We start from the raw sequence: 22,902 nt of genomic DNA on the forward strand, positions 1-22,902 counted from the left end.
CTGATGCCCCGCGCCGCAGTTCTGGGCAGCCCTGTCGCTCATTCCTTGTCCCCGGTCCTCCATAACGCAGGCTATGAAGCTGTGAATTTGGAGGATTGGGACTACACCAAGATTGAGGTGACGGACCTAGCTGCCTTCCTCGCCAATGCGGGGGAGGAGTACCGCGGCTTTTCGGTCACCATGCCGCTCAAGTTCGACGCACTCGCCTGCGCGAACATTGTCAGCGAACGCGCGGAGCTCATCGGCTCCGCGAATACCCTGGTGCGCACCGACGACGGGTGGCGTGCGGATAACACGGATACCGAGGGAGTTCTGGGCGCGCTCGACGAGCTGCTTGGAACGTCCCAACCGTCGACGGCACTGCTCATCGGAGCAGGTGGAACCGCACGGCCTGTCCTGTGGGGCCTAGCCCAGCGCGGTGTGCAGGACGTTACGGTGCTCAATCGCTCCGACCGCATCGCCGAGCTGCGCCCGCTGGCTGATGACCTTGGCCTCACCCTCCACGCGGCAACGTTCAGCGATGATCTCGCGGGGCTTGCGCGTTCGGTAGATCTCGTGGTCTCCACCGTTCCCTCCGCCGCCGTGGAAGAGCACCTAACGCAGCTGGCCAAAGCTCCGGTATTTGACGTTATCTATGATCCGTGGCCAACTCCGTTGACCGTTTATGCCGCTGCCGACGGCTACCCGACAGTCGGCGGGCATGTCATGCTGGCTAACCAGGCCTATTCGCAGTTCGAGCAGTTTACAGGGCACACCGCTCCACGGGCAGAGATGCTGGCTGCATTAAACAAGGCGCTCAAGCTATCCTGATCGGTTCCCCCGAACCACCGCGTGCGCCTTGTCTTACCGCGCGGTAGGCTGCGGGCTATGGGGGATGTGCTTTTCTTGGCGTGGGGGTGCGCCTTAATTGTTTATGACCTGCGTTTTAAGCGCTTGCCTAATTATCTGACGCTGCCGGCCGCGGCTTTATCGCTGTGTTGGTTCAGTTTGGCGGGTCTGCTCTGGATAGGGCTCTACGTGTTAGTGGCCTGGTTTAGCCGTGCCGGAAGCGTGGGCGGGGGCGACCTCAAGCTAGCTCTGCCTCTGGGAATGGTGACCGCCCACGCAGCGGGCCTACCAGGGGTTGTGTTGGCGATGATGGGGGCGGCGCTCAGCACGGTGTTGTGGGGAATCATCACGCGGGATAGGGTGCCTGCGCATGGACCCGGGATGCTGTTTGCTGCGGCTCTCGTCGTGTTCTTTAGCCCCAACACGGTGTGATAGTTGGCCTAGTGGCCACGAAAGAAGCCCTGGCATGCGATAATGGTCCGCATGCTTCGTTGGACTACCGCAGGTGAATCTCACGGTCAAGCGCTCATTGCACTCATCGAGCACATGCCGGCCGGGGTTCCCGTTTCCCAAGACGACATCGCTCTCCAGCTCTCTCGCCGCCGCCTTGGCTATGGGCGTGGCGCGCGCATGAAGTTTGAGGCTGATGACCTCACCCTGCTCAGCGGCATCCGCCACGGCTTGACCCTGGGCAGTCCTATCGCCATCATGATCGGCAACACTGAGTGGCCAAAGTGGACTACCATCATGTCGCCCGATGCCTTGGATCCGGAGGATCCGGAGTCCGCTAAAGCTATGGCTTCCGGTCGCGGCGCCCCGCTGACTCGCCCGCGCCCCGGCCACGCTGATTTTGCTGGCATGGTGAAGTTTGATCACTCGGAGGCGCGCCCCATCCTGGAGCGCTCTTCCGCGCGTGAGACCGCCCCCCGCGTGGCTGCAGCCACCGTCGCACGCAACTTCCTCCGTGAAACATTGGGCGTCGAAGTGCTCTCCCACGTGATCTCGATTGGCGCCTCCGAGCCCTATGAAGGCCCGTCGCCCAGCTTTGCGGAAATTGAGGCCATCGATGCTTCTCCGGTACGGGCCTGCGATAAGGCCGCAGAGGAATCTATGATCTCAGAGATTGAAACCGCTAAGAAGCAAGGCGATACCCTTGGCGGCATCGTTGAGGTCATCGTGGAGGGCCTGCCAATTGGCTTGGGCTCGCACACGTCAGGGGAGGACCGTCTCGACGCACAGCTTGCCGCTGCCTTGATGGGCATTCAGGCCATCAAGGGCGTTGAAGTCGGTGATGGTTTTGCTGAAGCCCGCCGTCGCGGAAGCGAGGCTCATGATGAGATGGTCCGAACCGATCGCGGCGTGGATCGAGAAACTAACCGGGCGGGCGGTCTAGAAGGTGGAATGACCAACGGCCAGACGCTGCGCTTGCGCGCGGCGATGAAGCCGATTTCCACAGTTCCGCGCGCCTTGAAGACGGTGGATATGGCCACAGGTGGAGCGGCGACCGCCATCCATCAGCGCTCCGATGTGTGTGCGGTTCCGGCTGCTGGTGTTGTTGCAGAAGCAATGGTGGCGTTGGTCCTCGCGCGCGCCGTGTTGGAAAAGTTTGGTGGAGATAGCCTCGCTGAGACTAAGCGGAACATCGCCTCCTACCAAGACTATGTGGCAAGCCGCCTGGATTGGGGTGAAGCATGAGCTCCCCACACGTCGTCTTAGTTGGGCCTCCCGGCTCTGGAAAGACTACGATTGGTCGCCGCTTGTCACGGGCGCTGAGTTGTGACGTTGTTGATTCTGATGATCTGATCGAGGCCCGCTACAGCAAGGCCTGCGGAGAAGTGTTTTCTGAACTGGGTGAGCCGGCATTCCGTGAGGTAGAAGCAGAAGCGGTGCGCGAGGCACTGGCCACCACTGGGGTCGTGAGCCTCGGCGGCGGAGCAGTGCTGACCGAATCTACGCGTGCTTTGCTCGATAACCTGACCGTCGTATTCCTCGATGTCACTCCGGAAGAAGGCGTAAGCCGCACGTTGGGTGATGCGAACCGCCCCGTGTTGGAATCTGCAGATCCATTGGCGCACTATACCCAGCTTTTGGAGGCGCGCCGCCCCCTTTACTCGGAGGTAGCTGATTTGAAGGTGCGCACCGGTGTGCGCTCCCCGCAACAGGTAGTGGGCGATATTTTGAGTTTCCTTGAAACCCTCTAAATCGCCGGCTGTTTTGCTTTAACCTCATGATGAAGCCGCACAATTACTGCTAGCCCAGCCAAAGGAGTACTACTCATGCACACTATTCCGGTTAATGGACCTTCACCTTATGAGGTCACAATCGGCACTGGTCTGAGCGCAGAAGTCATTGGGCGCGCGGCGGACATTGGAGCGGCTAAGGTGGCGGTCATTCACCAGCCGCCGCTCGCGCAGGCTGCCGGTGACCTCGCCGAGCAAGCCCGTGCACAGGGAATTGAGGCAACTCTGGTCGAAGTGCCCGATGCAGAGGCAGCTAAGCAGCTCGATATACTTGCCCGGCTTTGGGATACTTTCGGGGAGGCTGGTTTCAGCCGTCGGGACGTCGTTATTGGTCTCGGCGGCGGTGCCGTGACCGACTTGGCAGGCTTTGCCGCAGCGACGTGGATGCGCGGCATCCCCGTAATCCAGGCGCCGACCACACTGCTCGCGATGGTGGACGCGGCCGTCGGTGGAAAGACAGGTATTAACACTGCCGCAGGCAAGAACCTTGTTGGGGCTTTCCACGAGCCGGACTCAGTCTTTGTCGATCCGGACCACCTGCGCACCCTACCTGCCGACGAAATCGTCGCCGGTTCCGCAGAAATCATCAAGACTGGCTTCATCCATGATCCGCGCATCATCGAGCATTACCTTGCGGATCCTGCTGCTTGCCTGGACCCCGACGGCCTGCTGCCCGAGCTCATCCAGCGTTCCATCGCGGTCAAGGCGCACGTGGTGGGCCAGGACTTAAAAGAATCGGGGCTGCGCGAAACCCTCAATTACGGCCACACCTTCGGCCATGCGGTGGAGCGCCGCGAAAACTACACCTGGCGCCACGGCCGCGCGGTAGCAGTGGGCATGATGTTCATCGCCTACTTGTCCCACGCACGCGGGCTTATCGACGCCAACCTGGTAGCCACCCACCGCGACATTCTCACCCGAATTGGGTTGCCCACAACCTATGAGCAGGGCCATTTCGAACAGCTGCTGGATGGCATGCGCCATGACAAGAAGAATCGCGGTGGACACATCCGTTTTGTGGCCCTCACGGGAATCGGGGAAACCACGCGCTTGGAAGACGCTACCGTCGACGAGCTGCGCGCAGCCTATGCACAGCTCGCCTCATAAAAGCTTAAGGAGTTTGCCATGACCATTCTCGTTCTCAACGGCCCGAACCTCAACCGTCTGGGCAAGCGCCAACCAGAAATCTATGGCAGCGAAACCCTAGAGGACATCGAGCGTCGCGTCCGCGCAGCGGCGGGGGAGGAAGAGATCGTCTTCTTCCAGTCCAACCACGAGGGCGAGCTCATCGAGCAGGTGCATTGCGCCGCCGACGAAGGCTGGCCCGTCATCATCAATCCGGGTGGGTTTACGCATACGTCGGTGGCACTGCGCGATGCCCTAGCGGAAGTAGCCGATGGTGCAGGTTTCGTTGAGGTACACCTATCTAATGTGCACGCGCGGGAAGCATTCCGTCAGCACTCCTACCTGAGCCCGATAGCACGCGGTGTCATCGCTGGGCTTGGCTCTTATGGATATGTCGCGGCACTGGGGTACTTCCTCGCAAATTAGCTATCATGGAGTATCGCTTGAAATGAATGGAGTGGTTCTCATATGGCATTAGCCGATACTCGTTATAGCAACCGCCGCCGCAAGCTCATGACCGAGCTCTCTGGTCAGCGCGTCGACGCGATCATCGTCACCCATTTGACGCACGTGCGCTACCTCACCGGCTTCTCCGGTTCGAATGGTGGTCTACTGTTGCGCAAGGACCTCTCCGCGCTCATGGCCACGGACGGCCGCTACACCACACAAATTGCGGAAGAGGTCCCGGATATCGAAGCCACACTCGGCCGCGATGTGGGCCCGCACCTGCTGGGGCAGGTTTCTGAGGACCTTCGCGTTGGCTATGAAGCCGACTATGTCACCGTTTCACAACTTGAGCGGCTGGAGAAAGCAAAACCGGAGGGCGTTACTCTGGTGCCTGTCACCGGCGTGGTAGAGAAGATTCGCCTCGTCAAGGACAATGTCGAGCTTCAAAAACTCGAAGAAATCGCAGCTTTGGCAAACCAGGCGCTGACCGAACTCGTCGAGGCCGGGGAAGTCGCCGCTGGACGCACGGAGCGCCAGGTAGCCGCCGACCTTGAATACCGGATGCGCATGCTTGGTTCGGAACGCGTGAGCTTCGACACCATCGTGGCCTCCGGCGAGAACTCTGCAAAGCCCCACCATGGTGCGGATGACCGCGAACTGCGCAAGGGCGATCTGGTAACGATTGACTTCGGTGCTCACCTCCGCGGCTTTAACTCAGACTGCACCCGTACCTTCGTCATCGGTGAGGTTTCTGATTTCGCCCGCGAAATCTATGACGTTGTCCTGTGCGCCCAGGAAGCGGGTGTCAAGGCAGCGGTGCCAGGTGCCAAGCTTGTCGACGTCGACGCGGCCTGCCGCGACATTATTGCCGATGCTGGCTATGGTGACTACTTCGTTCACTCCACCGGCCACGGCATTGGTCTCGACGTGCATGAAGGGCCTTATGCGGCCACAACCGGAAAGGGTACGTTGGCTGAGGGCATGACCCTGACCATTGAGCCCGGCATCTACGTCCCAGGCAAGGGAGGAGTGCGCATCGAGGACAGCCTCATTATCACTTCAGGTGCCCCGAAGATCATTACGGCTTACCCGAAGGACCTTCAGGTGCTTTAGCTAGCACCCCTTGGCGCCGTACTTGATGCGCGTACGGTATGCTTAGACACTGTTTTCATAGTTTCGACTACAAGTTATTTGGGAGAGTCATTTCATGGCAGATACCACTGATTTCAAGAACGGCCTCGTTCTGAAGATCGACAACAAGCTGCAGCAGATTGTTGAGTTCCAGCACGTCAAGCCCGGCAAGGGCCCGGCATTCGTGCGCACCAAGCTCAAGGACGTGGTCTCTGGCAAGGTGACCGACAAGACCTTTAACGCTGGCGTGAAGGTGGAGACCGCCAACGTCGACCGCCGCGACATGACCTACCTGTACAACGATGGTCAGAACTACGTGGTCATGGATGATAAGACTTTTGAGCAGTTCGAGCTTCCGTTTGATAAGTTCGGCGACGCTGGCAAGTTCCTGCTGGAGAACATGCGCGTTCAGGTGTCCTTCCATGACGGTGAGGCTTTGTTCGGCGAGCTGCCGATCTCCGTTGACCTGAAGGTGGAGCACACCGAACCGGGCCTGCAGGGTGACCGCTCCAATGGTGGCACCAAGCCGGCAACGCTCGAGACTGGTGCCGAGATTCAGGTTCCGCTGTTCATTGAGATCGGAAACGTTCTCAAGATTGATACCCGTACCGGCGAGTACCTCTCTCGCGTCAACAACTAAGATGACCCAACCAGAGCCAAACTATAAGCGCCACACGGCGCGCTACCGAGCACGTCGCCGCGCCGCGGACATTCTTTTCGAAGCTGAATCGCGCGACGTCGATCCGGTAGCCATCGTTGAGGACCGCGTAGAGCTGGCCCGCGACCCTGAAAACGGCGTGGCGCCGGTCGCGGACTACACCCGCGAAATCGTCAGCGGAGCTGCCGAAGAACTGGATGCCATCGATGATGCGATCGCCCGCTACCTCTCCAGCGAGTGGTCGCTCGAGCGCATCCCGGCTGTCGATCGTGCGATCATGCGCGTAGCGGTATGGGAAATCCTCTTTAACGCGGATGTGCCTAACGCTACCGCGCTCGTCGAAGGTGTGGAGCTTGCCTCGGAATACTCCAATGACAAGGCAGCACCTTATATCCACGCTGTGTTGGATGACGTCATCCAGGCCCAGTCTGCGGATAGCCCAATGGACTCGGCATCGGCCGAGGAATCTGAAGAACCCGCTGAGACTGCGGAAGACGAAGGCGACTCCGAGTAGAGCCCACGTCTTTCCCTGAATCCCGAAACTCCGGCCAACTAACCTTTGTGGACTGGCCGGAGTTTTGTCTTGGCCGAGGTCAAATAGAAAACTGCCCTAGCTGCCAATGATCCTGAACCTGCCTGCGGCAGGAGCAAAGGTGTTGGCAACTAGGGCAGTTGCGGTAGTGATTCTGCGTGCTAGAGCAGCGAAGAGAGGAAATCCTTAGTGCGCTGGTGCTGCGGATTGTCCAAGACTTGCTCGGGGGTTCCGGTTTCAATGACGCTGCCGCCGTCCATGAAGACGATGTTGTCGGCGACTTCACGTGCAAAGCCCATCTCGTGAGTAACGACGAGCATGGTCATGCCATCGGCGGCAAGCTCCTTCATAACGCGGAGGACTTCGCCGACCAGCTCGGGGTCGAGGGCGGAGGTGGGTTCGTCGAAAAGCATCAGCTTTGGATCCATGGCCACAGAGCGGGCAATGGCGACGCGCTGCTGCTGACCACCGGAAAGCTGCACCGGGTACGCATCTGCCTTGTGCGCGAGGCCCACCTTTTCCAGCAGTTCCATCGCTTTCTTCTTTGCCTGTTCTGGATTCTGCTTTTTCACCTGGACGGGGGCCTCGATGATGTTCTCCAGGACTGTGCGGTGGCTGAACAGATTGAACTGTTGGAACACCATGCCGATGTCTTGGCGTTGAGCGGCGGCTTCCTTTTCGGAGATTTCATAGAGCACGCCGTTGCGTTCACGGAATCCGATGAGTTCGCCGTCGACGTAGAGGCGGCCGGCCGTGACCTTCTCTAGGTGATTGCAGCAGCGAAGGAAGGTTGATTTTCCGGAACCGGAGGGGCCCAGTAGGCAGGTGACCTCGCCGGGCATGACGGTGAGATCGATGCCCTTGAGAACCTCGAGCTGACCGAAGGATTTATACACATTCTGTGCAGAGATCATTGGGGTGGTCATTAGTTCTTTACCTCCGGGATGACAGACACGTTGCGGGGAATGGTTCCTTCAGCATCCGCCAGCGCAGCCAGCTGGCGGCCGGTGAGCTCGCGGGTGGCGCCACGTTCGAAGCGGCGCTCCAAGAAGTACTGGCCCACCATAAGAAGCGAGGTGATGGCCAGGTACCACGTCGCTGCCACCATGAGTAGCGGGATGGGCTCGAAAAGCGCAGCGGAGATATCCGTGGCGCGGCCGAAAATCTCTGCGGTGTAGGGAATTGCCACCACAAGGGAAGACGTCTTCAGCAAGGAAATGAACTCATTACCGGTCGGCGGGATGATGATGCGCATGGCCTGCGGGAGAACCGTGCGGCGCATGGTCATCCACCAGCCCATACCCAGGGCCTTGCTGGCTTCCTTCTGGCCCTCGGGAACCGAAGAGATGCCGGAGCGGACGATTTCCGCCATGTAGGCGGCTTCGTTTAGGCCCAAACCGAGCACGGAGAGCAGGAATGCATTGGTGAGTACCTCCGTGAGAGAAATCTCCGTAAACCCGAGGTTGATGGATTGGTAGAGCGCGGAGAGCAGGCCCCAGAAGACGAGCTGCACGTAGATCGGGGTTCCTCGGAATAGCCACAGGAAGATCCAGGACACACCCCCGAGCACGGGGTTGGGGGACATACGCATCACGGCGAGAGCGGCGCCGCCCACGACGCCGATGATCATCGCCAGAATCGTAATCGCGATGGTGTGCAGCGCGGCGGTGGCGATGCGAGTGTCGAAGAGGTATTGGAAGTAAGTGCCCCACCCGAAGGCCTCGTTGCGCGCCGAAGAGATGATGAACCACACAGCAAGGAGAACGAGGAGGGCGGCGAAGACCCATCGCCACGGGTGGCGAAGTGGCCGGGCTTCGATCTTTGGTGGGGTAGCCGAAGCCGCAGAATCCGATGCTGCTGGGAGAGAGGAATTAGTCATTGATCGGCCTTTCATTAATCATTGCGTGTTCGACGAGTCCCTCGGTAACGCCCCATTTTTCGAGGATTTCTGCGTAGGCCCCGGTGTCAATAAGGTGCTGGAGCGCGGCTGCCACGGCAGGTCCGAGTTCGGAGTCCTTAGGTACGGCAAACCCATAGGGAGCGGCGTCAAACATTTCGCCGACCATGGACATACGCCCGTCCGAGCGGTTGACCGCCCACGCAGAGACTGGTGAGTCCGCCGAAAGCGCGTCCGCGCGGCCCATGAGTACCGCGAGGGCGGCGTTGTCACTCGTGTCATAGGGAAGGATGGTCAGGTCCCCATCGCAGGCTTCTTGCTTCGGACGTAAGTCGTCCGTCTCGGACACGGTGGTGCGCTGCACCGCGACGGTGAGGCCACAGGGATTCGATGGATCAACCTTGTTGGGGCCGTCGGTGAGCTCCGCCCACTGAATGCCGGCGTAGAGGATATCGACGAAATCGAAGTTCTCACGGCGCTCATCGGTATCGGTAAACCCAGACCCGCCAAGATCAATCTGCCCGGACTGGACTGCCGGCAAAATCATGGAAAAGTCCTGCTCCACCGGCTGGAATTTGAGGCCCATCACTTGAGCGACTGCATTGGCTAAGTCCATTTCAAGACCGATGAGTGAACCATCGGAATCCTTGAACTCGAAAGGCGCAAACGGTGGGTTTGTGCCTACGGTGAGGACCCCATCTGCGTCCTGGTACATCGCGGCGATCTCGGGTACTTCGTCCACGTTAGGCTCTGACCAGCCTTCTGGCAGCGCCGGCTCCTCGTTGGTGACGCAACCGGAGAGGGCAACAGAGGCCAGCGCTCCGACGGCGCCCACGACGGCCTTCTTCTTATTCATGCTTTAACTCTCTTGATAACTTGCGGCTTTGCGCCTATCCACGACGATGAAAATGGCGACGATAATGCCGCCGAGCGCGAACATGAGCAGGATAAGCGGTGTTGAAGCATCCTGGTCCGCGCCCCACGGCCACAATGCGCGAAGTGAGCCCAGCATAAAGCCGGCCATGGCGGCGAGGGTCGGATCGCGGTGGGTATCGAGTAGGTAATTCAATACCTTGACGAACGCGGCAAGGCCGCACACCGCGCCGAGGGCGAAGACGCCCACGACGGTCATGTTCCGGTCAGAGACCGCGCCGATGACCGGCTGGTAGAGGCCCATTGTCAGCAAGATGAGTGAGCCCGAAACGCCTGGGAGAACGAGCGCGCAGACGGCCACCATGGCCGCCAAGAACACCACAATCAGGCTGGGGTCTTCGACAGGAGTTGAAGTAAAGCCGGTAACAAAGAAGATCGCGACGGTGGCGATGATGAATGCAGCGATGGACGCGGGCGTAAACCGCGACATCATGCTAATTGGAACGATGATGGACACGGCGACCATGCCGAGGAACAATGCGCGGGACAAGGACACTTGCCCTTCCACAAAGTTGTGGAGCAACGTGGAAAAACCGAAGACGGCAAGGAACATGCCGGCGGCGACTGAGACGAGGAAGCCCCATTCAACCTTTTTGAAACGGCCGGAAATGAGATCATTGGCGTTGTGCAAAGCGCGTTCATAGATGCCTACGATGAGCGCGACGGTGCCTCCGGAAATTCCGGGGACCAGCTCGGCCATGCCAATGAGGGCGCCGCGAATGGCGTTAAGAATATAGTGCATAAACCGAAAGTAACGTTGACAGTCTCCTCGGTGGGGATGCCGTGCCGAGGGAGAGGGATGAGCAGATGACTCCTTATTCTCTCATTGTGCGACGTGCTTATGCAAACTATTCAGACCATAGAAGGTTATACGTTGACTACATCGGCAAGCGCTTTGCTACTTCGCCATAGATTGAGCCCAAGATGGCGAAGGCGGCGAGGCCTACGAGACCGTCGAGAAGCACGGTGTAGAAGGTATTCAACTGCGGGTCATCGGAGGAGGCTGCGGACTTGCGCAGCTCCTGGTAATAAGAGGAGCCTTCCACCTTGGAAGAAACTTCCTTGTCGGTGCTGGATTCCGCAGCGGTAGCAACAGTGGTACCGCCCAGAGTAAGGGCGGCTGCGGTGCTCAAGGCAATGATCGTGCGACGCATGATGACGGGTTCCTTTCGGTTGAAAACACTAATACCCCACAACATTCTCTGTTGCGGGGTGGAATTGTGCCCCTGGTGAGACTCGAACTCACACTACACGGGTTTTGAATCCGTTGCCTCTGCCAATTGGGCTACAGGGGCGCACAAGCAACGATACTAGCGCAGCTGACCAATGGGAACCTAATTGCCTGCCTAAGGGCAGCGTCGGTGCTGATTGGCGCAACACGTTAGGATGGGCCGGGTGACTACTTCTCAGCCCCGACTCTTGCTCATCGACGGCCACTCCATGGCCTTCCGCGCATTTTATGCACTGCCCGCGGAGAACTTTTCTACCTCGGGCGGGCAGCATACGAATGCGGTCTACGGATTCCTTTCCATGCTGGCGAATATCTTGGCGGAGGAGAAGCCGGACTTCGTCGCGGTAGCCTTCGACGTGGGCCGCAAGACCTTCCGCACGGAGATGTTCCCCGACTACAAGGCACAGCGCGAAGCCGCCCCGGAAGAGTTCCGGGGGCAGGTTGAGCTCATCCGTGAGGTTTTGGAGACGCTGGGAATCACTACGCTGTCGCGCGAGAACTTCGAGGCCGATGACATCGTGGCTACGTTGTCCACGCAGGCGGGCGCGGACTATGAGACCTTCCTGGTCACCGGTGACCGCGACTATTTGCAGCTTGTCGACGACTCCACGACCGTCCTCTATCCCATGCGCGGGGTGTCCAAGCTGCATCGCTTTACTCCAGAGGCAGTGGAGGAGAAGTACGGTCTGAGCCCGCAGCAGTACCCAGACTTCGCGGCCCTGCGTGGTGACCCCTCCGATAACTTGCCCTCCGTGCCAAAGGTGGGGGAGAAGACCGCCACGAAATGGATTACCCAGTATGGCTCCCTCGATAGCCTTATCGAGCATGCCGAGGAGATCAAGGGAGTGGCGGGCCAGAACTTCCGCGACCGCATCGAACAGGTCAAGCTCAACCGACAGCTCACTCAAATGGTGACGGATATGGACCTGGAGGTGGGCCCTGCGGATCTGGAGTTTAAGGGAGCGGTCGCTAGCGAGGTCGCGGCTCGCTTCGACGAGCTGGAATTCGGCACCAACCTGCGCGAGCGGGTCCTCAACGCCGTCCCGCACGACGCCGCCGCGGAAGCTGCTGCGGCTGAGGAAGCCCCGGACGTCACGGTTACCGTGGTGGACACACCGCTGGCTGAGTGGCTCGAGGGTAAGGAAGACGTAGCAGTCTTCGTACAAGGTGATGGGACCCCGGGCGCGGGTGATGCTGCGGCACTGGCACTGGTCGATTCCTCCTTTGAGGGCCGCCAGATTGAGTTGGCAGATCTCGATGCTAAGGATGACGCCGCGCTGGCCGCGTGGCTGTCATCAGACGCGCCGAAATACCTACACGAGGCGAAGGCCGTCTGGCACATGCTGGCCGGCCGGGGGATTGAACTGTGCGGAATTGCCCACGACACCGCCCTTGCCGCCTACCTCTTGCGTCCGGGGCAGCGCACGTATGCGTTGACGGACGTGTACCAGCGCCACCTACAGAAGTCCCTTGGAGCGGCCACGGAGCAGCTCTCCATCCTTGATGAGAACCCTCTGGTGGATCAGGCCGCTGCCATTATGGAATTAGCGGCAGAACTAACGCGTCAACTCCAGGAGATTGACTCCTTCGAGCTCTATGCCGACCTGGAGTTGCCGCTGGTCAGCATCCTTGCCCGCATGGAGGCCGCCGGTATTGCGGTCGACAGGGATGTCTTAGAAACTCAGCGTGATGCCTTCATTGAGCAGGTCAATGAACAGGAACGCGCCGCCCGCGAGCTGGCCGGTGATGATTCTCTCAACCTGAATTCCCCGAAGCAGCTGCAGTCGGTGCTCTTCGATACCTTTGACATGCCGAAGACGAAGAAGACCAAGACCGGCTATTCCACCGCGGCTAAGGAAATTGAGCAGCTTGCTGCAACGCATCCGCACCCCTTCTTGGATCACCTGCTGGCCCACCGCGAGTATCAGAAGATGAAGACAACGCTGGAAGGTCTCATTAAGACCATTCAGCCGGATGGCCGCATCCACACCACGTTTAACCAAACGGTGGCATCGACGGGCCGCCTGTCCTCGACGGAACCGAACCTGCAGAATATTCCGGTGCGTACTGAGACAGGACGCCAGATCCGATCTGCTTTTGTGGTCGGCGAAGGCTTTGAGACCTTGATTACGGCCGACTACTCCCAGATTGAGATGCGCGTCATGGCGCATCTCTCCGCAGACCCCGGGCTTATTGAGGCCTATCGTGAGGGCGAAGACCTGCACAACTACGTTGGCTCCAAGGTTTTCGATGTACCGGTGGATGAGGTCACCTCGGAGCTGCGCCGCCGAGTCAAGGCTATGTCCTATGGCTTGGTCTATGGACTTTCCGCTTTTGGCCTATCGCAGCAGCTGGGTATCCCGGCGCGCGAGGCTAAGGAGATTATGGAGAGCTACTTTGAGCGTTTCGGCGGCGTGAAGCGCTACCTCGACGAGGTGGTGGTGCAGGCCCGAAAGGATGGTTATACCTCCACGGTCTTTGGGCGCCGCCGCTACCTGCCGGAGCTAAACTCCGATAACCGCGTGGCCCGTGAGAACGCTGAGCGCGCTGCCTTGAACGCGCCCATCCAGGGAACTGCTGCGGACATCATCAAGGTTGCCATGATCCGCGTGGATAAGGCCCTTGAAGGCATGGCCTCGCGCGTGCTGCTTCAGGTTCACGATGAGCTTGTCGTGGAGGTGGCTCCCGGGGAGGCAGAAGACGTGCAGCGCATCCTTGAGCGCGAAATGGACAAGGCTATCGAGTTGACTGTGCCACTCGAGGTGTCCGTTGGCGTGGGCAAGAACTGGGATGCCGCAGCGCACTAGGGGCTTAGGTCAAGCCCACCGCGCGCTCGTCCTCGGTGGGCGTGCGGCGCTCGACTAAACACCCGGCGAGTAGGTCGAAGGGGGTTTGGCCCAGCACAAGGACGCTGAGGCCAAGGATGGCCAAGATGGTTGCCTCAACATAGGGGAGCCCTGTCAGTGCAACAAGAGTAAGGAGTAGCCAGCTGTTGCGAATTGCTGCGCTGGCGATTCCGGGATGCTCAGCGATGACTTCTAGCTTCAGTGACCACTTGCCCAGAGAAGTGTGCTTAATTGACTCCGCCCACACCCGGTAGACGTAGAAGACGAGGGCGAGCGCGATGATGTCGTAGATAGCTCCTGCTCTGCCGTTCAATACTCCGTCGGTGCTGAGGTTGATTGCCCATTTGATTACCACGATGACAGCGGCGGCGAGGAAGGCGTCAATCCACCAGGCCACCGTGCGGCGTAGGAAAATCCCGAGGCGTTCTAAAAGCATGGCTGCCAGCTTAGTTCGCTGCGGGCGGCACACTCCGCACCAGGGTGGGCAGGCGTCCGGGCTATCGTGCTTCGCACACGAAGATGGCGGTGCCAGGGAAAATTTCACCTCGTTCTGGAGACCACTGGCCCCACGTGATGTCGAGGCCCTCTGGCCACTCGGGTTCGATGAGGTTGCAAATCTCGAAGGAACCGCGAACCTGTAGTGCTCGCACCCAATCACCCATCGTGCGGTGAAACTCGGCATAGCTAAGCTCACCGTTGGCATCCTGCTCGAGGTAGGCGCGCTCAAAATAGGACAGCTCTGCTGTGAGGTTCTGGGGATCGTCGGGGAAGACCCAGCGCATTGGGTGCGTCACAGAAAAGACGAAGCGTCCACGTGGACGCAGGACACGGTGGACCTCGCGCAGCGCCGCGTCCAGGTCTGCTACGAAGGGCAAGGCGCCGAAGGCGGAGAAGACGACGTCAAAGGACTCGTCTCGATAGGGAAGCGCTAGGGCATCAGCTTGGACTAGTGGTAGCTCGGGCGCGGCATGGGAGAGCATTCCCGACGAGAGATCAAAACCCGTCGCAAAGTGCGTGCGTCCTTGCAGCCATTGCGTGCACGGCGCAGAGCCGCAACCCAGCTCGAGAACGGTGGCGGAGGAGACGTCACCAAGCAGCTGCGCCTCAGCCTCATGCAGCATTTCCGGGCACCAGTAGAAAGAGGATAGGTACTCGGGATGCTCCGCGTGGTAGGAATCGGCGTCACGATCCCAAAAATCTCGGTTGGCAGAGGATGCCGAAAACGCTGCTGCAGACATTCTTCCTTTCCCAATTCTTTTTCCATGGCGCATTTGCCGTTTTAGCTGCGAGGATGTAGGGTTATACGGGCGTGTCTATGACTCGGGACGCGCTGGGCTACTGTAGGAGAGCTCGGCACGGCTGCGAGTCGGGATTGAAATCCATCTTAAGCCTTGCGCATTCGCGCTGCTTAATGACGCTTTTCAAGAGACGCGTAACTGTCCAATTACGATCTCCTACGTTTATTCGGAGCATAACTACATGCCAACTTCTAACACCCCTCAGGTTGCGATCAACGACATCGGAACCGCAGAGGACTTCCTCGCAGCTGTCGACGCCACCATCAAGTACTTCAACGATGGTGACATCGTCGAGGGCACCGTGGTCAAGGTTGACCACGACGAGGTCCTGCTCGACATCGGTTACAAGACCGAGGGCGTCATCCCGTCCCGCGAGCTCTCCATCAAGCACGACGTCAACCCGGATGAGGTTGTCGAGGTCGGCGACGAGATCGACGCACTTGTTCTCACCAAGGAGGACAAGGAAGGCCGTCTGATCCTGTCCAAGAAGCGCGCACAGTACGAGCGTGCTTGGGGCGCCGTCGAAGAGCTGCACGCCAAGGAAGAGCCGGTCACCGGTACCGTCATCGAGGTTGTCAAGGGTGGTCTCATCCTGGACATCGGCCTCCGCGGCTTCCTCCCGGCTTCCCTCGTTGAGATGCGCCGCGTCCGCGACCTGGAGCCGTACATCGGCCAGGAGCTCGAGGCCAAGATCATCGAGCTGGACAAGCAGCGCAACAACGTTGTCCTGTCCCGCCGTGCATACCTCGAGCAGACCCAGTCCGAGGTCCGCTCCGAGTTCCTGCACCAGCTGCAGAAGGGCCAGGTCCGCAAGGGCGTTGTCTCCTCCATCGTCAACTTCGGCGCCTTCGTCGATCTCGGCGGTGTCGACGGCCTGGTTCACGTTTCCGAGCTGTCCTGGAAGCACATCGACCACCCGTCCGAGGTTGTCACTGTGGGCGACGAGGTCACCGTCGAGGTTCTCGACGTCGACCTGGACCGCGAGCGCGTGTCCCTGTCCCTGAAGGCAACCCAGGAGGATCCGTGGCGCGTCTTCGCCCGCACCCACGCTGTGGGCCAGATCGTCCCGGGCAAGGTCACCAAGCTCGTTCCGTTCGGCGCCTTCGTTCGCGTCGAGGAGGGCATCGAGGGCCTCGTCCACATCTCCGAGCTGGCTCAGCGCCACGTGGAGGTTCCGGACCAGGTTGTCAACGTTGGCCAGGAAGTCATGGTCAAGGTCATCGACATCGACCTCGAGCGTCGCCGCATCTCCCTGTCCGTTAAGCAGGCAGACGAGGACTACACCGACGAGTTCGATCCGTCCAAGTACGGCATGGCTGACTCCTACGACGAGCAGGGCAACTACGTGTTCCCGGAGGGCTTCGACCCGGAGACCAACGAGTGGCTCGAGGGCTACGACGAGCAGCGCCAGGCTTGGGAGGCTCGCTACGCAGAGTCCGAGCGTCGCTTCAACCTGCACACCGCTCAGATCGAGCGCAACCGTGCTGCAGCCGCTGAGGCCGCCGAGTCCGCTGCCAACTCCAACTACTCTTCCGAGTCTCAGGATGCAGCTCCGGCATCCGATTCTCAGGCAGAGGTTGGCGGCTCCCTCGCTTCCGACGAGCAGCTTGCTGCTCTGCGCGACAAGCTCGCTGGCAACTAAAAGCTAAGTCCTCTCGGATAGGCTCCGCCGATTAGTCCGAGACGATCTAGTTCTTGCAGAAAGGCCGCTTCTCCCCGCTGTGGGAGGGGCGGCCTTTCGCGTATCCTAAGCCGGTATGAAACTCATTGGACTCACCGGCGGAATCGGCAGCGGAAAATCGACTGTGGCGCAGCTTCTCGTGCGCCACGGCTGGGAACTAGTGGATGCCGATCAGATAGCCCGGGACATTGTTGAACCGGGTCAACCAGCGCTTACAGAACTGGCGCAGGCTTTCGGGGAAGACATTCTCCAAGAAGATGGGAGCCTGGACCGGGGGTTACTAGCTTCCCGTGCCTTCTCTAGTCGCGAGAAGACCGCTGTGCTCAACTCGATTACGCACCCGCGCATTAACGAGGAAACCCAAGCCCGCTTCGACGCAGCGCGGCAGGCTGGTGCCGATTTCGTGGTCTACGATATGCCGCTCCTCGTGGACAAAGGACTCCACAAGGATATGGACGCCACCATTGTTGTTGACGTTGACGCAGAGGAGCGTGTGCGCCGCCTGGTGGCATACCGCGGGCTGGATGAGGAGGACGCGCGCCGCAGGATTGCGGCGCAGATTCCGGACGACGTGCGGCGTGTTGTCGCTGATTTCATCATTGACAACAACGGCCCCCTCGAAGCACTGGATGAGCAGGTCGAGGGGGTCGCCGAGAAGCTGCGCGCCCGCCTAGGTTAGGCACGCAGCTTCCTAGCAGCAACTTCCTGGCAGAAGCTCCTAGCGCGTTGCTACGACGTCAGAGACTGCGATGTGGTCGTTGTTCTCCATGTCCTCGCCCACGAAATCAAGGTCAGTGCGCATCAGCATGGTTTTGTAATCGTGCCACGATGTCAGCGTGTAATACAGGTGCTGGTCATCCTGGTTTGGCAGGACGAAGGGCGCGTACGTGTCGTTGAGTGGCTCGCCGCTGACAACCTCGGTAGTTTTCGCGCCCACGAGCATGCGACGCGGTGACCATGGTCCTTCAGGGCTATCCGCGGTGCGCATGACGATGCCCTCTCCCTCCACTCCATACATGGTGACGTACTTGCCCAAGTAGTGGTTGTAGGCCACGGAAAGCTCGGAGACCTTGCCGTCGAGCACCTCGGTGGCCCGCGCGGGATCCTTCACCCATGAGCCATCCGAGTAGTAGCTGAAGGCATCTTCGTTGGGGAATTCAGACTTCAGTGCGCGGGACAAATATGCCGGGCCACGGCGGCCGTTTCCCGTGGAGTAACGGTAGATATAGTCGTCGTGCTCGATGAAGGCCGATTGCTGCAGCTTTTCGAAACCTGGACGGTAGTTTGCGCCGCCGGGAATGGGAGCGTTCGTCCCGTGGCTAGCGTTAGTGCGTGTGGCCTCCGGTACCGCGCGCCACGTGACTCCGCCGTCGGTCGACTTCACGGTCCCACCAAAGTTGGTTGACCAGCCGGTTTTCGGGTCGTGCCAAGAGCGCACGGACATGTAGTCGATGTAGTGCACGCCGTCGACCACGATGCCCGCCGTGGGGATGGTGGTGCGCTCGCCGTTGGTATCTTGATCTCCCACCTTCTGGGAGGGGATGAACTCCTTTGCACGGCCATTGGCGGACCATCCGGAATTAGTCAGCGCCTCCTCCAGACGCAGGCCATCACCATAGTCGTGGTCGCTCGTGCGCAAGAGGAGGTTGGAACGCCACCCATCACCGTCGCTCGAACAATCCATGGAATCGCCGAAGACGTAGTAGGAGCGGCCCGCGTTGTCAGAGTAGGCAATGCCGAGGTCGGTTCCGGAAATGTCGAATTTTTGGTCGGTGCGGTTCGGGGAACCGGAACCGGTGATGAGCTGCATGATTTGGGTCGGTCCGCCGGTGATTTGGCGCTGGTTATAGTTGCTGCGCTGTGGTGCTGCGGAGTCACCTGAACTGCTCGAACGAGAGGAGCTACCCAGCAGCGCGTCGAGCCCTCCTAGCGAAGAGCCACCTCCCGGCCCGGAGGCCTCGGGCTTCGACGTGAAGCTACCGGACTTCGAATAGGCCGTACACGGAGAAGCTTGGGCGGTGGGCGTGTGGGACACGATAGCGACGGGCACGAGACCGGCGATGGTCACTGCGCTGGCGAGGGAACGAAACTTCATGCCAGCCGATTCTAAAGGAGAGCGGCAACTTTTAAAGCATATGGTGGCTAAAATTTACCTTGTGCTCGTGCCCCGTTCATCTTGAGTGCTTAATCTGCCCCTCCATGGGAACCTGGGACGTTGGGCCTTTTGATAATCACGCCGCGTGCGAAGTGCTCGCGGAAATTCGTGATGGCTCTTTCGACCTCGACACGTTTAAGAAAAGCTGCGTGGATTCTCCCATCGATGTTGACGACGCCGAGGTCGTCATCGCCTTAGGCGCACTGGCGACGTCCCCGGCGGACAAACTTCCCGCTGGAGTCAGTGTCGAATCCGTTAAAGCGCTGCGCACACCGCAGACTCGGGCCTGGCTGCGCAAGAAAATTAACACAGCGATGGAGCCCAATAATTCCCCGATCTATGCACTGTGGGAAACCACGGGTGAGTTAGATCTGTGGCTGCGCACGACGCGTGCTGTATTGCCCTAAACCGTTCTCTCTTGCCTCACACAGTGGCTGGGTTGTTGAGCTGCCGGGACCTAGCAGGTTTAGGCTTCGGCGCGTTAGACTGGTCGGCATGGCTTTTGCTGCTGAACACCCTATCCTGCCGGTCTCGGAACACCGCCCCGTCGGTGAAATCGAACGGCGCTCGGCCGATTTTCGTGTTGAATCAGAGTACCAGCCCGCAGGCGACCAACCCGCCGCCATCGCGGAACTGGATGAGCGGCTGAGTCGCGGCGAGCGCGACGTCGTCCTCATGGGTGCCACGGGTACCGGTAAGTCCGCTACTGCCGCGTGGCTCATTGAAAAACAGCAGCGCCCAACACTCGTGATGGCGCCGAATAAGACGCTGGCGGCCCAGTTGGCAAATGAGCTGCGCCAGCTCCTCCCGCACAACGCCGTTGAGTACTTCGTTTCTTACTACGACTACTACCAGCCGGAAGCCTATATCGCGCAGACGGATACCTATATTGAGAAGGACTCCTCCATTAATGAGGACGTGGAACGCCTGCGCCACTCCGCCACCTCGGCGCTTCTTTCTCGCCGCGACGTTGTCGTGGTGTCCTCTGTGTCCTGCATCTATGGCTTGGGCACGCCGCAGTCCTACCTCGACCGTTCGGTCGTGCTGGAGGAAGGGGAGGAGATCGACCGCGATCGCTTCCTGCGCCTGCTCGTGGATATCCAGTACGAGCGCAATGACGTAGGTTTTACGCGCGGAACCTTTCGCGTCAAGGGCGATACCGTGGATATCATCCCCGCCTATGAGGAGCGCGCGGTGCGCATCGAATTCTTCGGCGATGACGTGGACGAGCTCTACTACATCCACCCGTTGACGGGCGATGTTCTCGAGCGAGTCGACGAGGTGCGAATCTTCCCCGCGACTCATTACGTGGCGGGTCCAGAGCGCATGGCGCGGGCCATCGAGGACATCAAGGAAGAACTTGCGGAACGCCTCGCCGAGCTGGAGAACCGCGGCAAGTTGCTCGAAGCACAGCGCCTGCGAATGCGCACCGAATACGACCTCGAGATGATCGAGCAGGTGGGCTTTTGCTCCGGCATTGAGAACTATTCGCGCCACGTTGACGGGCGCCCCGCCGGTTCGGCGCCGGCGACGCTCTTGGATTACTTCCCAGAGGACTTCCTCACCATCATCGATGAGTCCCACGTGACCGTCCCGCAGATCGGCGGCATGTTTGAGGGTGATATGGCCCGCAAGCGCAACCTCGTGGAGTTTGGCTTCCGTTTGCCGTCTGCTGTGGATAACCGTCCGCTCACCTTTGATGAGTTCGAAGAGCGCGTGGGGCAAACGGTCTACATGTCGGCCACGCCTGGTGATTTCGAGATGACGGCCTCCGGCGGCGAGTTCGTGGAACAGGTCATTCGCCCCACCGGCCTGGTGGATCCCAAGGTGACGGTCAAACCCACCAAGGGCCAGATCGATGACCTTATCGATGAGGTCCGCGCCCGCACCGCTAAGCAGGAGCGTGTATTGGTCACCACCTTGACTAAGCGCATGGCAGAAGACCTCACTGATTACCTTCTGGAGCATGGCATCAAGGTGCGCTACCTCCACTCGGATATCGATACGCTGCAGCGCGTGGAGCTACTGCGGCAGCTGCGCTTGGGTGAATTCGATGTGCTCGTTGGTATTAACCTGCTGCGCGAGGGCCTCGACCTTCCCGAAGTCTCACTCGTCGCTATTTTGGACGCAGACAAGGAAGGCTTCCTGCGTTCCACCACTTCGCTCATCCAGACAATTGGCCGCGCCGCCCGAAACGTGTCCGGTGAGGTCATCATGTACGCAGACAAGATTACGGACTCGATGCAGGAAGCCATCGAGGAGACTGAGCGCCGCCGTGAAAAGCAGATTGCCTATAACAAGGAACACGGCATCGACCCGCAGCCATTGCGCAAGAAGATCGCTGACATTTTGGACCAGGTCTACGACAACGCCGATGAACAGGAGCAGGGGGCGGACCCCACGGCAATCGTCGAGAAGCCCGATGTGTCTTCCATGGCTGCCGACGAGGTGCAGGCGCTTATCGACGACCTGACGACCCAAATGCGCGAAGCCGCCCGAGAGCTTAAATTCGAGCTGGCGGGGCGCTTGCGCGATGAAATCGCGGACCTGAAGAAGGAGCAACGTGGACTCAAAGAGGCCGGGATTTAACAGTCTGGGCCGGCGTACTGAGACCTCGTTAGTGCACTGGGCGGGTAACACCACACTCAGTGCCGGCAGCCGTGCCATACTGTTAGGGATTAACCACTAGTTATAAGGAGAATCATGCTGAGCTACAACGTCATCGCCGTGGGAACCGATGGATCACCGACATCCCTGCGTGCCGTCCGTTCTGCCGCATCTATGGCGCGTGCTTATGATGCGACGTTGATCATCGTGTCTGCTTTCTACAACCACTCCGGTTCGATGCTCGGCGCACCGAACGCAGAGGACGCCCGCGTGCCCGTTGTCAGCGAGGAAATGTCGGAGAATTTCCTCAACAATGCCGCGGAGATCGCGCACGGCGAGGGCGCGAAGCGCATCGAGATCATCGCTAAGTCTGGCGACCCTGTGAACTCACTCATCGAGGTGGGCAAGGACTATGACGTCGACTTGTTCGTGGTGGGTAACAAGGGAATCCATTCAGTTCGCGGCCGGGTATTCGGTTCCGTTGCGACGGAGCTAACCCGTAAGGCCCACGCGGATGTTGTGGTGGTCAACACCACTGAGTAAGCGCCGGGACCCAGTCGGGTGCACAGCACACGCGCTGATCGACGCGAACACGCCAGCGTTGTTAGACTAGCGGGTGCGCAAAAGCTTTTAGAATTTTGTTTAGCGGTGGCCTCAAGGTTGGGGCCCAGCGAAGAAAGGTCATCATGAGCGATTACAACAAGATCGTGGTCGGTACCGACGGTTCCAAGTCCTCCCTGCTCGCAGTGGAGCGCGCCGCCAAGATCGCCGCAGCCTTCGATGCCACCCTCATCATCGGTTGCGCCTACTACGAGAACCAGGAGCAAGCCTCCAAGACACTGCGCCAGGATTCAGTGACGATTCTCGGCGATGAGAAGGCTCAGGCCAACCTCGCCTCCGGTAAGGAACACGCAGAGAAGTTCGGCGTGACGAAGGTGGAGACCGCTGTGCGTCCGGGCACCCCGGTTCAAGCCCTGATGTCGATCGTCAACGACAACAAGGCTGACCTGCTCATCGTTGGTAACCGCGGAATTAATTCTTTGACCGGCCGTCTGCTCGGTTCGGTTCCGGCGGATGTCGCGCGTCAGTCTGATTGTGACGTCATGATCGTCCACACCGTGAACTAAGCCTTCTCGGGCTACGGCGCGCACACGCCCCAGAAACTTCTTCGTCGGAAGTCTCTGGGGCGTGTTTGCGCGTTGTGGTGCTTTTCTAAGAGCCGAACCGAAGCTTGCGATAGGCGCGGGCGAGGGCGTTACCGGGCTCTTCCGGTTTCGGGGTGCGTAGCGGGGT

General features: G+C 59.7%; 24 protein-coding genes and 1 tRNA gene. 16 read left to right on the plus strand and 9 right to left on the minus strand.

The genetic code is table 11. The features are described from left to right. The first annotated feature begins 3 nt into the window (after positions 1–3). The 9 genes from HMPREF2967_RS10050 to nusB all read left to right on the plus strand — a co-directional run bounded on the left by HMPREF2967_RS10050 (position 4) and on the right by nusB (position 6,943). A complete protein-coding gene (locus HMPREF2967_RS10050; protein WP_070686293.1) occupies positions 4–810 on the plus strand; it encodes a shikimate dehydrogenase in 807 nt (268 codons plus the stop codon). Between the two features lie 57 nt (positions 811–867). After that, entirely contained in the window at positions 868–1,260 is a 393-nt protein-coding gene (locus tag HMPREF2967_RS10055) for a prepilin peptidase (protein WP_070686295.1), read from the plus strand. 51 nt (positions 1,261–1,311) lie between these two features. Continuing rightward, the gene (aroC, locus tag HMPREF2967_RS10060) at positions 1,312–2,523 is read left to right on the plus strand and encodes a chorismate synthase (protein WP_070686331.1); all 1,212 of its coding nucleotides are present in this window, start codon (positions 1,312–1,314) and stop codon (positions 2,521–2,523) included. After that, positions 2,520–3,029 carry a shikimate kinase gene (locus tag HMPREF2967_RS10065; protein WP_070686297.1) on the plus strand — a complete coding sequence of 170 codons (510 nt, stop codon included), beginning with the start codon at positions 2,520–2,522 and terminating at the stop codon, positions 3,027–3,029. Before aroC ends, HMPREF2967_RS10065 begins: the two co-directional genes overlap by 4 nt. 75 nt (positions 3,030–3,104) lie before the next feature. Beyond that, positions 3,105–4,175, plus strand: a complete 1,071-nt coding sequence (aroB, locus tag HMPREF2967_RS10070; protein WP_070686299.1) for a 3-dehydroquinate synthase — start codon at positions 3,105–3,107, stop codon at positions 4,173–4,175. A gap of 18 nt (positions 4,176–4,193) precedes the next feature. Then, entirely contained in the window at positions 4,194–4,619 is a 426-nt protein-coding gene (gene aroQ, locus HMPREF2967_RS10075; protein WP_070686301.1) for a type II 3-dehydroquinate dehydratase, read from the plus strand. 42 nt (positions 4,620–4,661) lie between these two features. Then, on the plus strand, positions 4,662–5,753 hold the full coding sequence (locus HMPREF2967_RS10080; RefSeq protein WP_070522207.1) for a M24 family metallopeptidase: 1,092 nt from the start codon (positions 4,662–4,664) through the stop codon (positions 5,751–5,753). A 94-nt stretch (positions 5,754–5,847) separates the two neighbouring features. Then, entirely contained in the window at positions 5,848–6,411 is a 564-nt protein-coding gene (efp, locus tag HMPREF2967_RS10085) for an elongation factor P (RefSeq protein ID WP_070522210.1), read from the plus strand. Between the two features lies 1 nt (position 6,412). Further along, positions 6,413–6,943 (plus strand): transcription antitermination factor NusB, encoded by a 531-nt coding sequence (gene nusB / locus HMPREF2967_RS10090; RefSeq protein ID WP_070686304.1) that lies wholly within the window; start codon positions 6,413–6,415, stop codon positions 6,941–6,943. 179 nt (positions 6,944–7,122) lie between these two features. On the opposite strand, the gene HMPREF2967_RS10095 is transcribed toward nusB, so the two are convergent. From HMPREF2967_RS10095 to HMPREF2967_RS10120, 6 genes are all read right to left on the minus strand, one after another. Next, entirely contained in the window at positions 7,123–7,887 is a 765-nt protein-coding gene (locus HMPREF2967_RS10095; RefSeq protein WP_070522216.1) for an amino acid ABC transporter ATP-binding protein, read from the minus strand. Next, a complete protein-coding gene (locus HMPREF2967_RS10100) occupies positions 7,887–8,840 on the minus strand; it encodes an amino acid ABC transporter permease (RefSeq protein WP_070686305.1) in 954 nt (317 codons plus the stop codon). The genes HMPREF2967_RS10095 and HMPREF2967_RS10100 overlap by 1 nt, the downstream gene beginning before the upstream one ends. Continuing rightward, positions 8,833–9,714, minus strand: coding sequence for an ABC transporter substrate-binding protein (locus HMPREF2967_RS10105; RefSeq protein ID WP_070686307.1), 882 nt, complete (start codon positions 9,712–9,714; stop codon positions 8,833–8,835). Before HMPREF2967_RS10105 ends, HMPREF2967_RS10100 begins: the two co-directional genes overlap by 8 nt. Positions 9,715–9,717: 3 nt before the next feature. After that, positions 9,718–10,533 (minus strand): DUF368 domain-containing protein, encoded by an 816-nt coding sequence (locus HMPREF2967_RS10110; RefSeq protein WP_070596731.1) that lies wholly within the window; start codon positions 10,531–10,533, stop codon positions 9,718–9,720. A gap of 136 nt (positions 10,534–10,669) precedes the next feature. Next, a complete protein-coding gene (locus tag HMPREF2967_RS10115; protein ID WP_070529889.1) occupies positions 10,670–10,945 on the minus strand; it encodes a hypothetical protein in 276 nt (91 codons plus the stop codon). A 67-nt stretch (positions 10,946–11,012) separates the two neighbouring features. Continuing rightward, positions 11,013–11,086 (minus strand) — tRNA-Leu (locus tag HMPREF2967_RS10120). A gap of 91 nt (positions 11,087–11,177) precedes the next feature. Here HMPREF2967_RS10120 and polA point away from each other — a divergent pair. Next, positions 11,178–13,829, plus strand: a complete 2,652-nt coding sequence (gene polA / locus HMPREF2967_RS10125) for a DNA polymerase I (protein ID WP_070686308.1) — start codon at positions 11,178–11,180, stop codon at positions 13,827–13,829. Between the two features lie 4 nt (positions 13,830–13,833). Here the strand turns inward: polA and HMPREF2967_RS10130 are convergent, their stop codons facing one another. Beyond that, positions 13,834–14,304, minus strand: coding sequence for an RDD family protein (locus tag HMPREF2967_RS10130; protein ID WP_070523222.1), 471 nt, complete (start codon positions 14,302–14,304; stop codon positions 13,834–13,836). A gap of 61 nt (positions 14,305–14,365) precedes the next feature. Then, positions 14,366–15,106, minus strand: a complete 741-nt coding sequence (locus HMPREF2967_RS10135; RefSeq protein ID WP_070523219.1) for a class I SAM-dependent methyltransferase — start codon at positions 15,104–15,106, stop codon at positions 14,366–14,368. 241 nt (positions 15,107–15,347) lie between these two features. On the opposite strand from HMPREF2967_RS10135, the gene rpsA reads away from it, so the two are divergent. Then, positions 15,348–16,808: a 30S ribosomal protein S1 gene (gene rpsA / locus HMPREF2967_RS10140; RefSeq protein ID WP_010190105.1), complete on the plus strand. Its 1,461-nt coding sequence runs from the start codon at positions 15,348–15,350 to the stop codon at positions 16,806–16,808. 115 nt (positions 16,809–16,923) lie between these two features. Continuing rightward, positions 16,924–17,526: a dephospho-CoA kinase gene (gene coaE / locus HMPREF2967_RS10145; protein ID WP_070523216.1), complete on the plus strand. Its 603-nt coding sequence runs from the start codon at positions 16,924–16,926 to the stop codon at positions 17,524–17,526. Positions 17,527–17,565: 39 nt separating this feature from the next. On the opposite strand, the gene HMPREF2967_RS10150 is transcribed toward coaE, so the two are convergent. Further along, on the minus strand, positions 17,566–18,942 hold the full coding sequence (locus tag HMPREF2967_RS10150) for a DUF4185 domain-containing protein (RefSeq protein WP_070686310.1): 1,377 nt from the start codon (positions 18,940–18,942) through the stop codon (positions 17,566–17,568). A 104-nt stretch (positions 18,943–19,046) separates the two neighbouring features. On the opposite strand from HMPREF2967_RS10150, the gene HMPREF2967_RS10155 reads away from it, so the two are divergent. The 4 genes from HMPREF2967_RS10155 to HMPREF2967_RS10170 all read left to right on the plus strand — a co-directional run bounded on the left by HMPREF2967_RS10155 (position 19,047) and on the right by HMPREF2967_RS10170 (position 22,736). Next, on the plus strand, positions 19,047–19,409 hold the full coding sequence (locus HMPREF2967_RS10155; protein WP_193634440.1) for a DUF4259 domain-containing protein: 363 nt from the start codon (positions 19,047–19,049) through the stop codon (positions 19,407–19,409). An 88-nt stretch (positions 19,410–19,497) separates the two neighbouring features. Continuing rightward, positions 19,498–21,591: an excinuclease ABC subunit UvrB gene (gene uvrB, locus HMPREF2967_RS10160; RefSeq protein WP_070529903.1), complete on the plus strand. Its 2,094-nt coding sequence runs from the start codon at positions 19,498–19,500 to the stop codon at positions 21,589–21,591. A 114-nt stretch (positions 21,592–21,705) separates the two neighbouring features. Beyond that, a complete protein-coding gene (locus HMPREF2967_RS10165) occupies positions 21,706–22,152 on the plus strand; it encodes a universal stress protein (protein ID WP_070523204.1) in 447 nt (148 codons plus the stop codon). A gap of 143 nt (positions 22,153–22,295) precedes the next feature. Next, the gene (locus tag HMPREF2967_RS10170; RefSeq protein ID WP_010190091.1) at positions 22,296–22,736 is read left to right on the plus strand and encodes a universal stress protein; all 441 of its coding nucleotides are present in this window, start codon (positions 22,296–22,298) and stop codon (positions 22,734–22,736) included. Positions 22,737–22,902: the final 166 nt, after the last annotated feature.

It is taken from the genome of Corynebacterium sp. HMSC059E07, from assembly GCF_001814395.1.
Classification (GTDB): Bacteria; Actinomycetota; Actinomycetes; order Mycobacteriales; family Mycobacteriaceae; genus Corynebacterium; species Corynebacterium hesseae.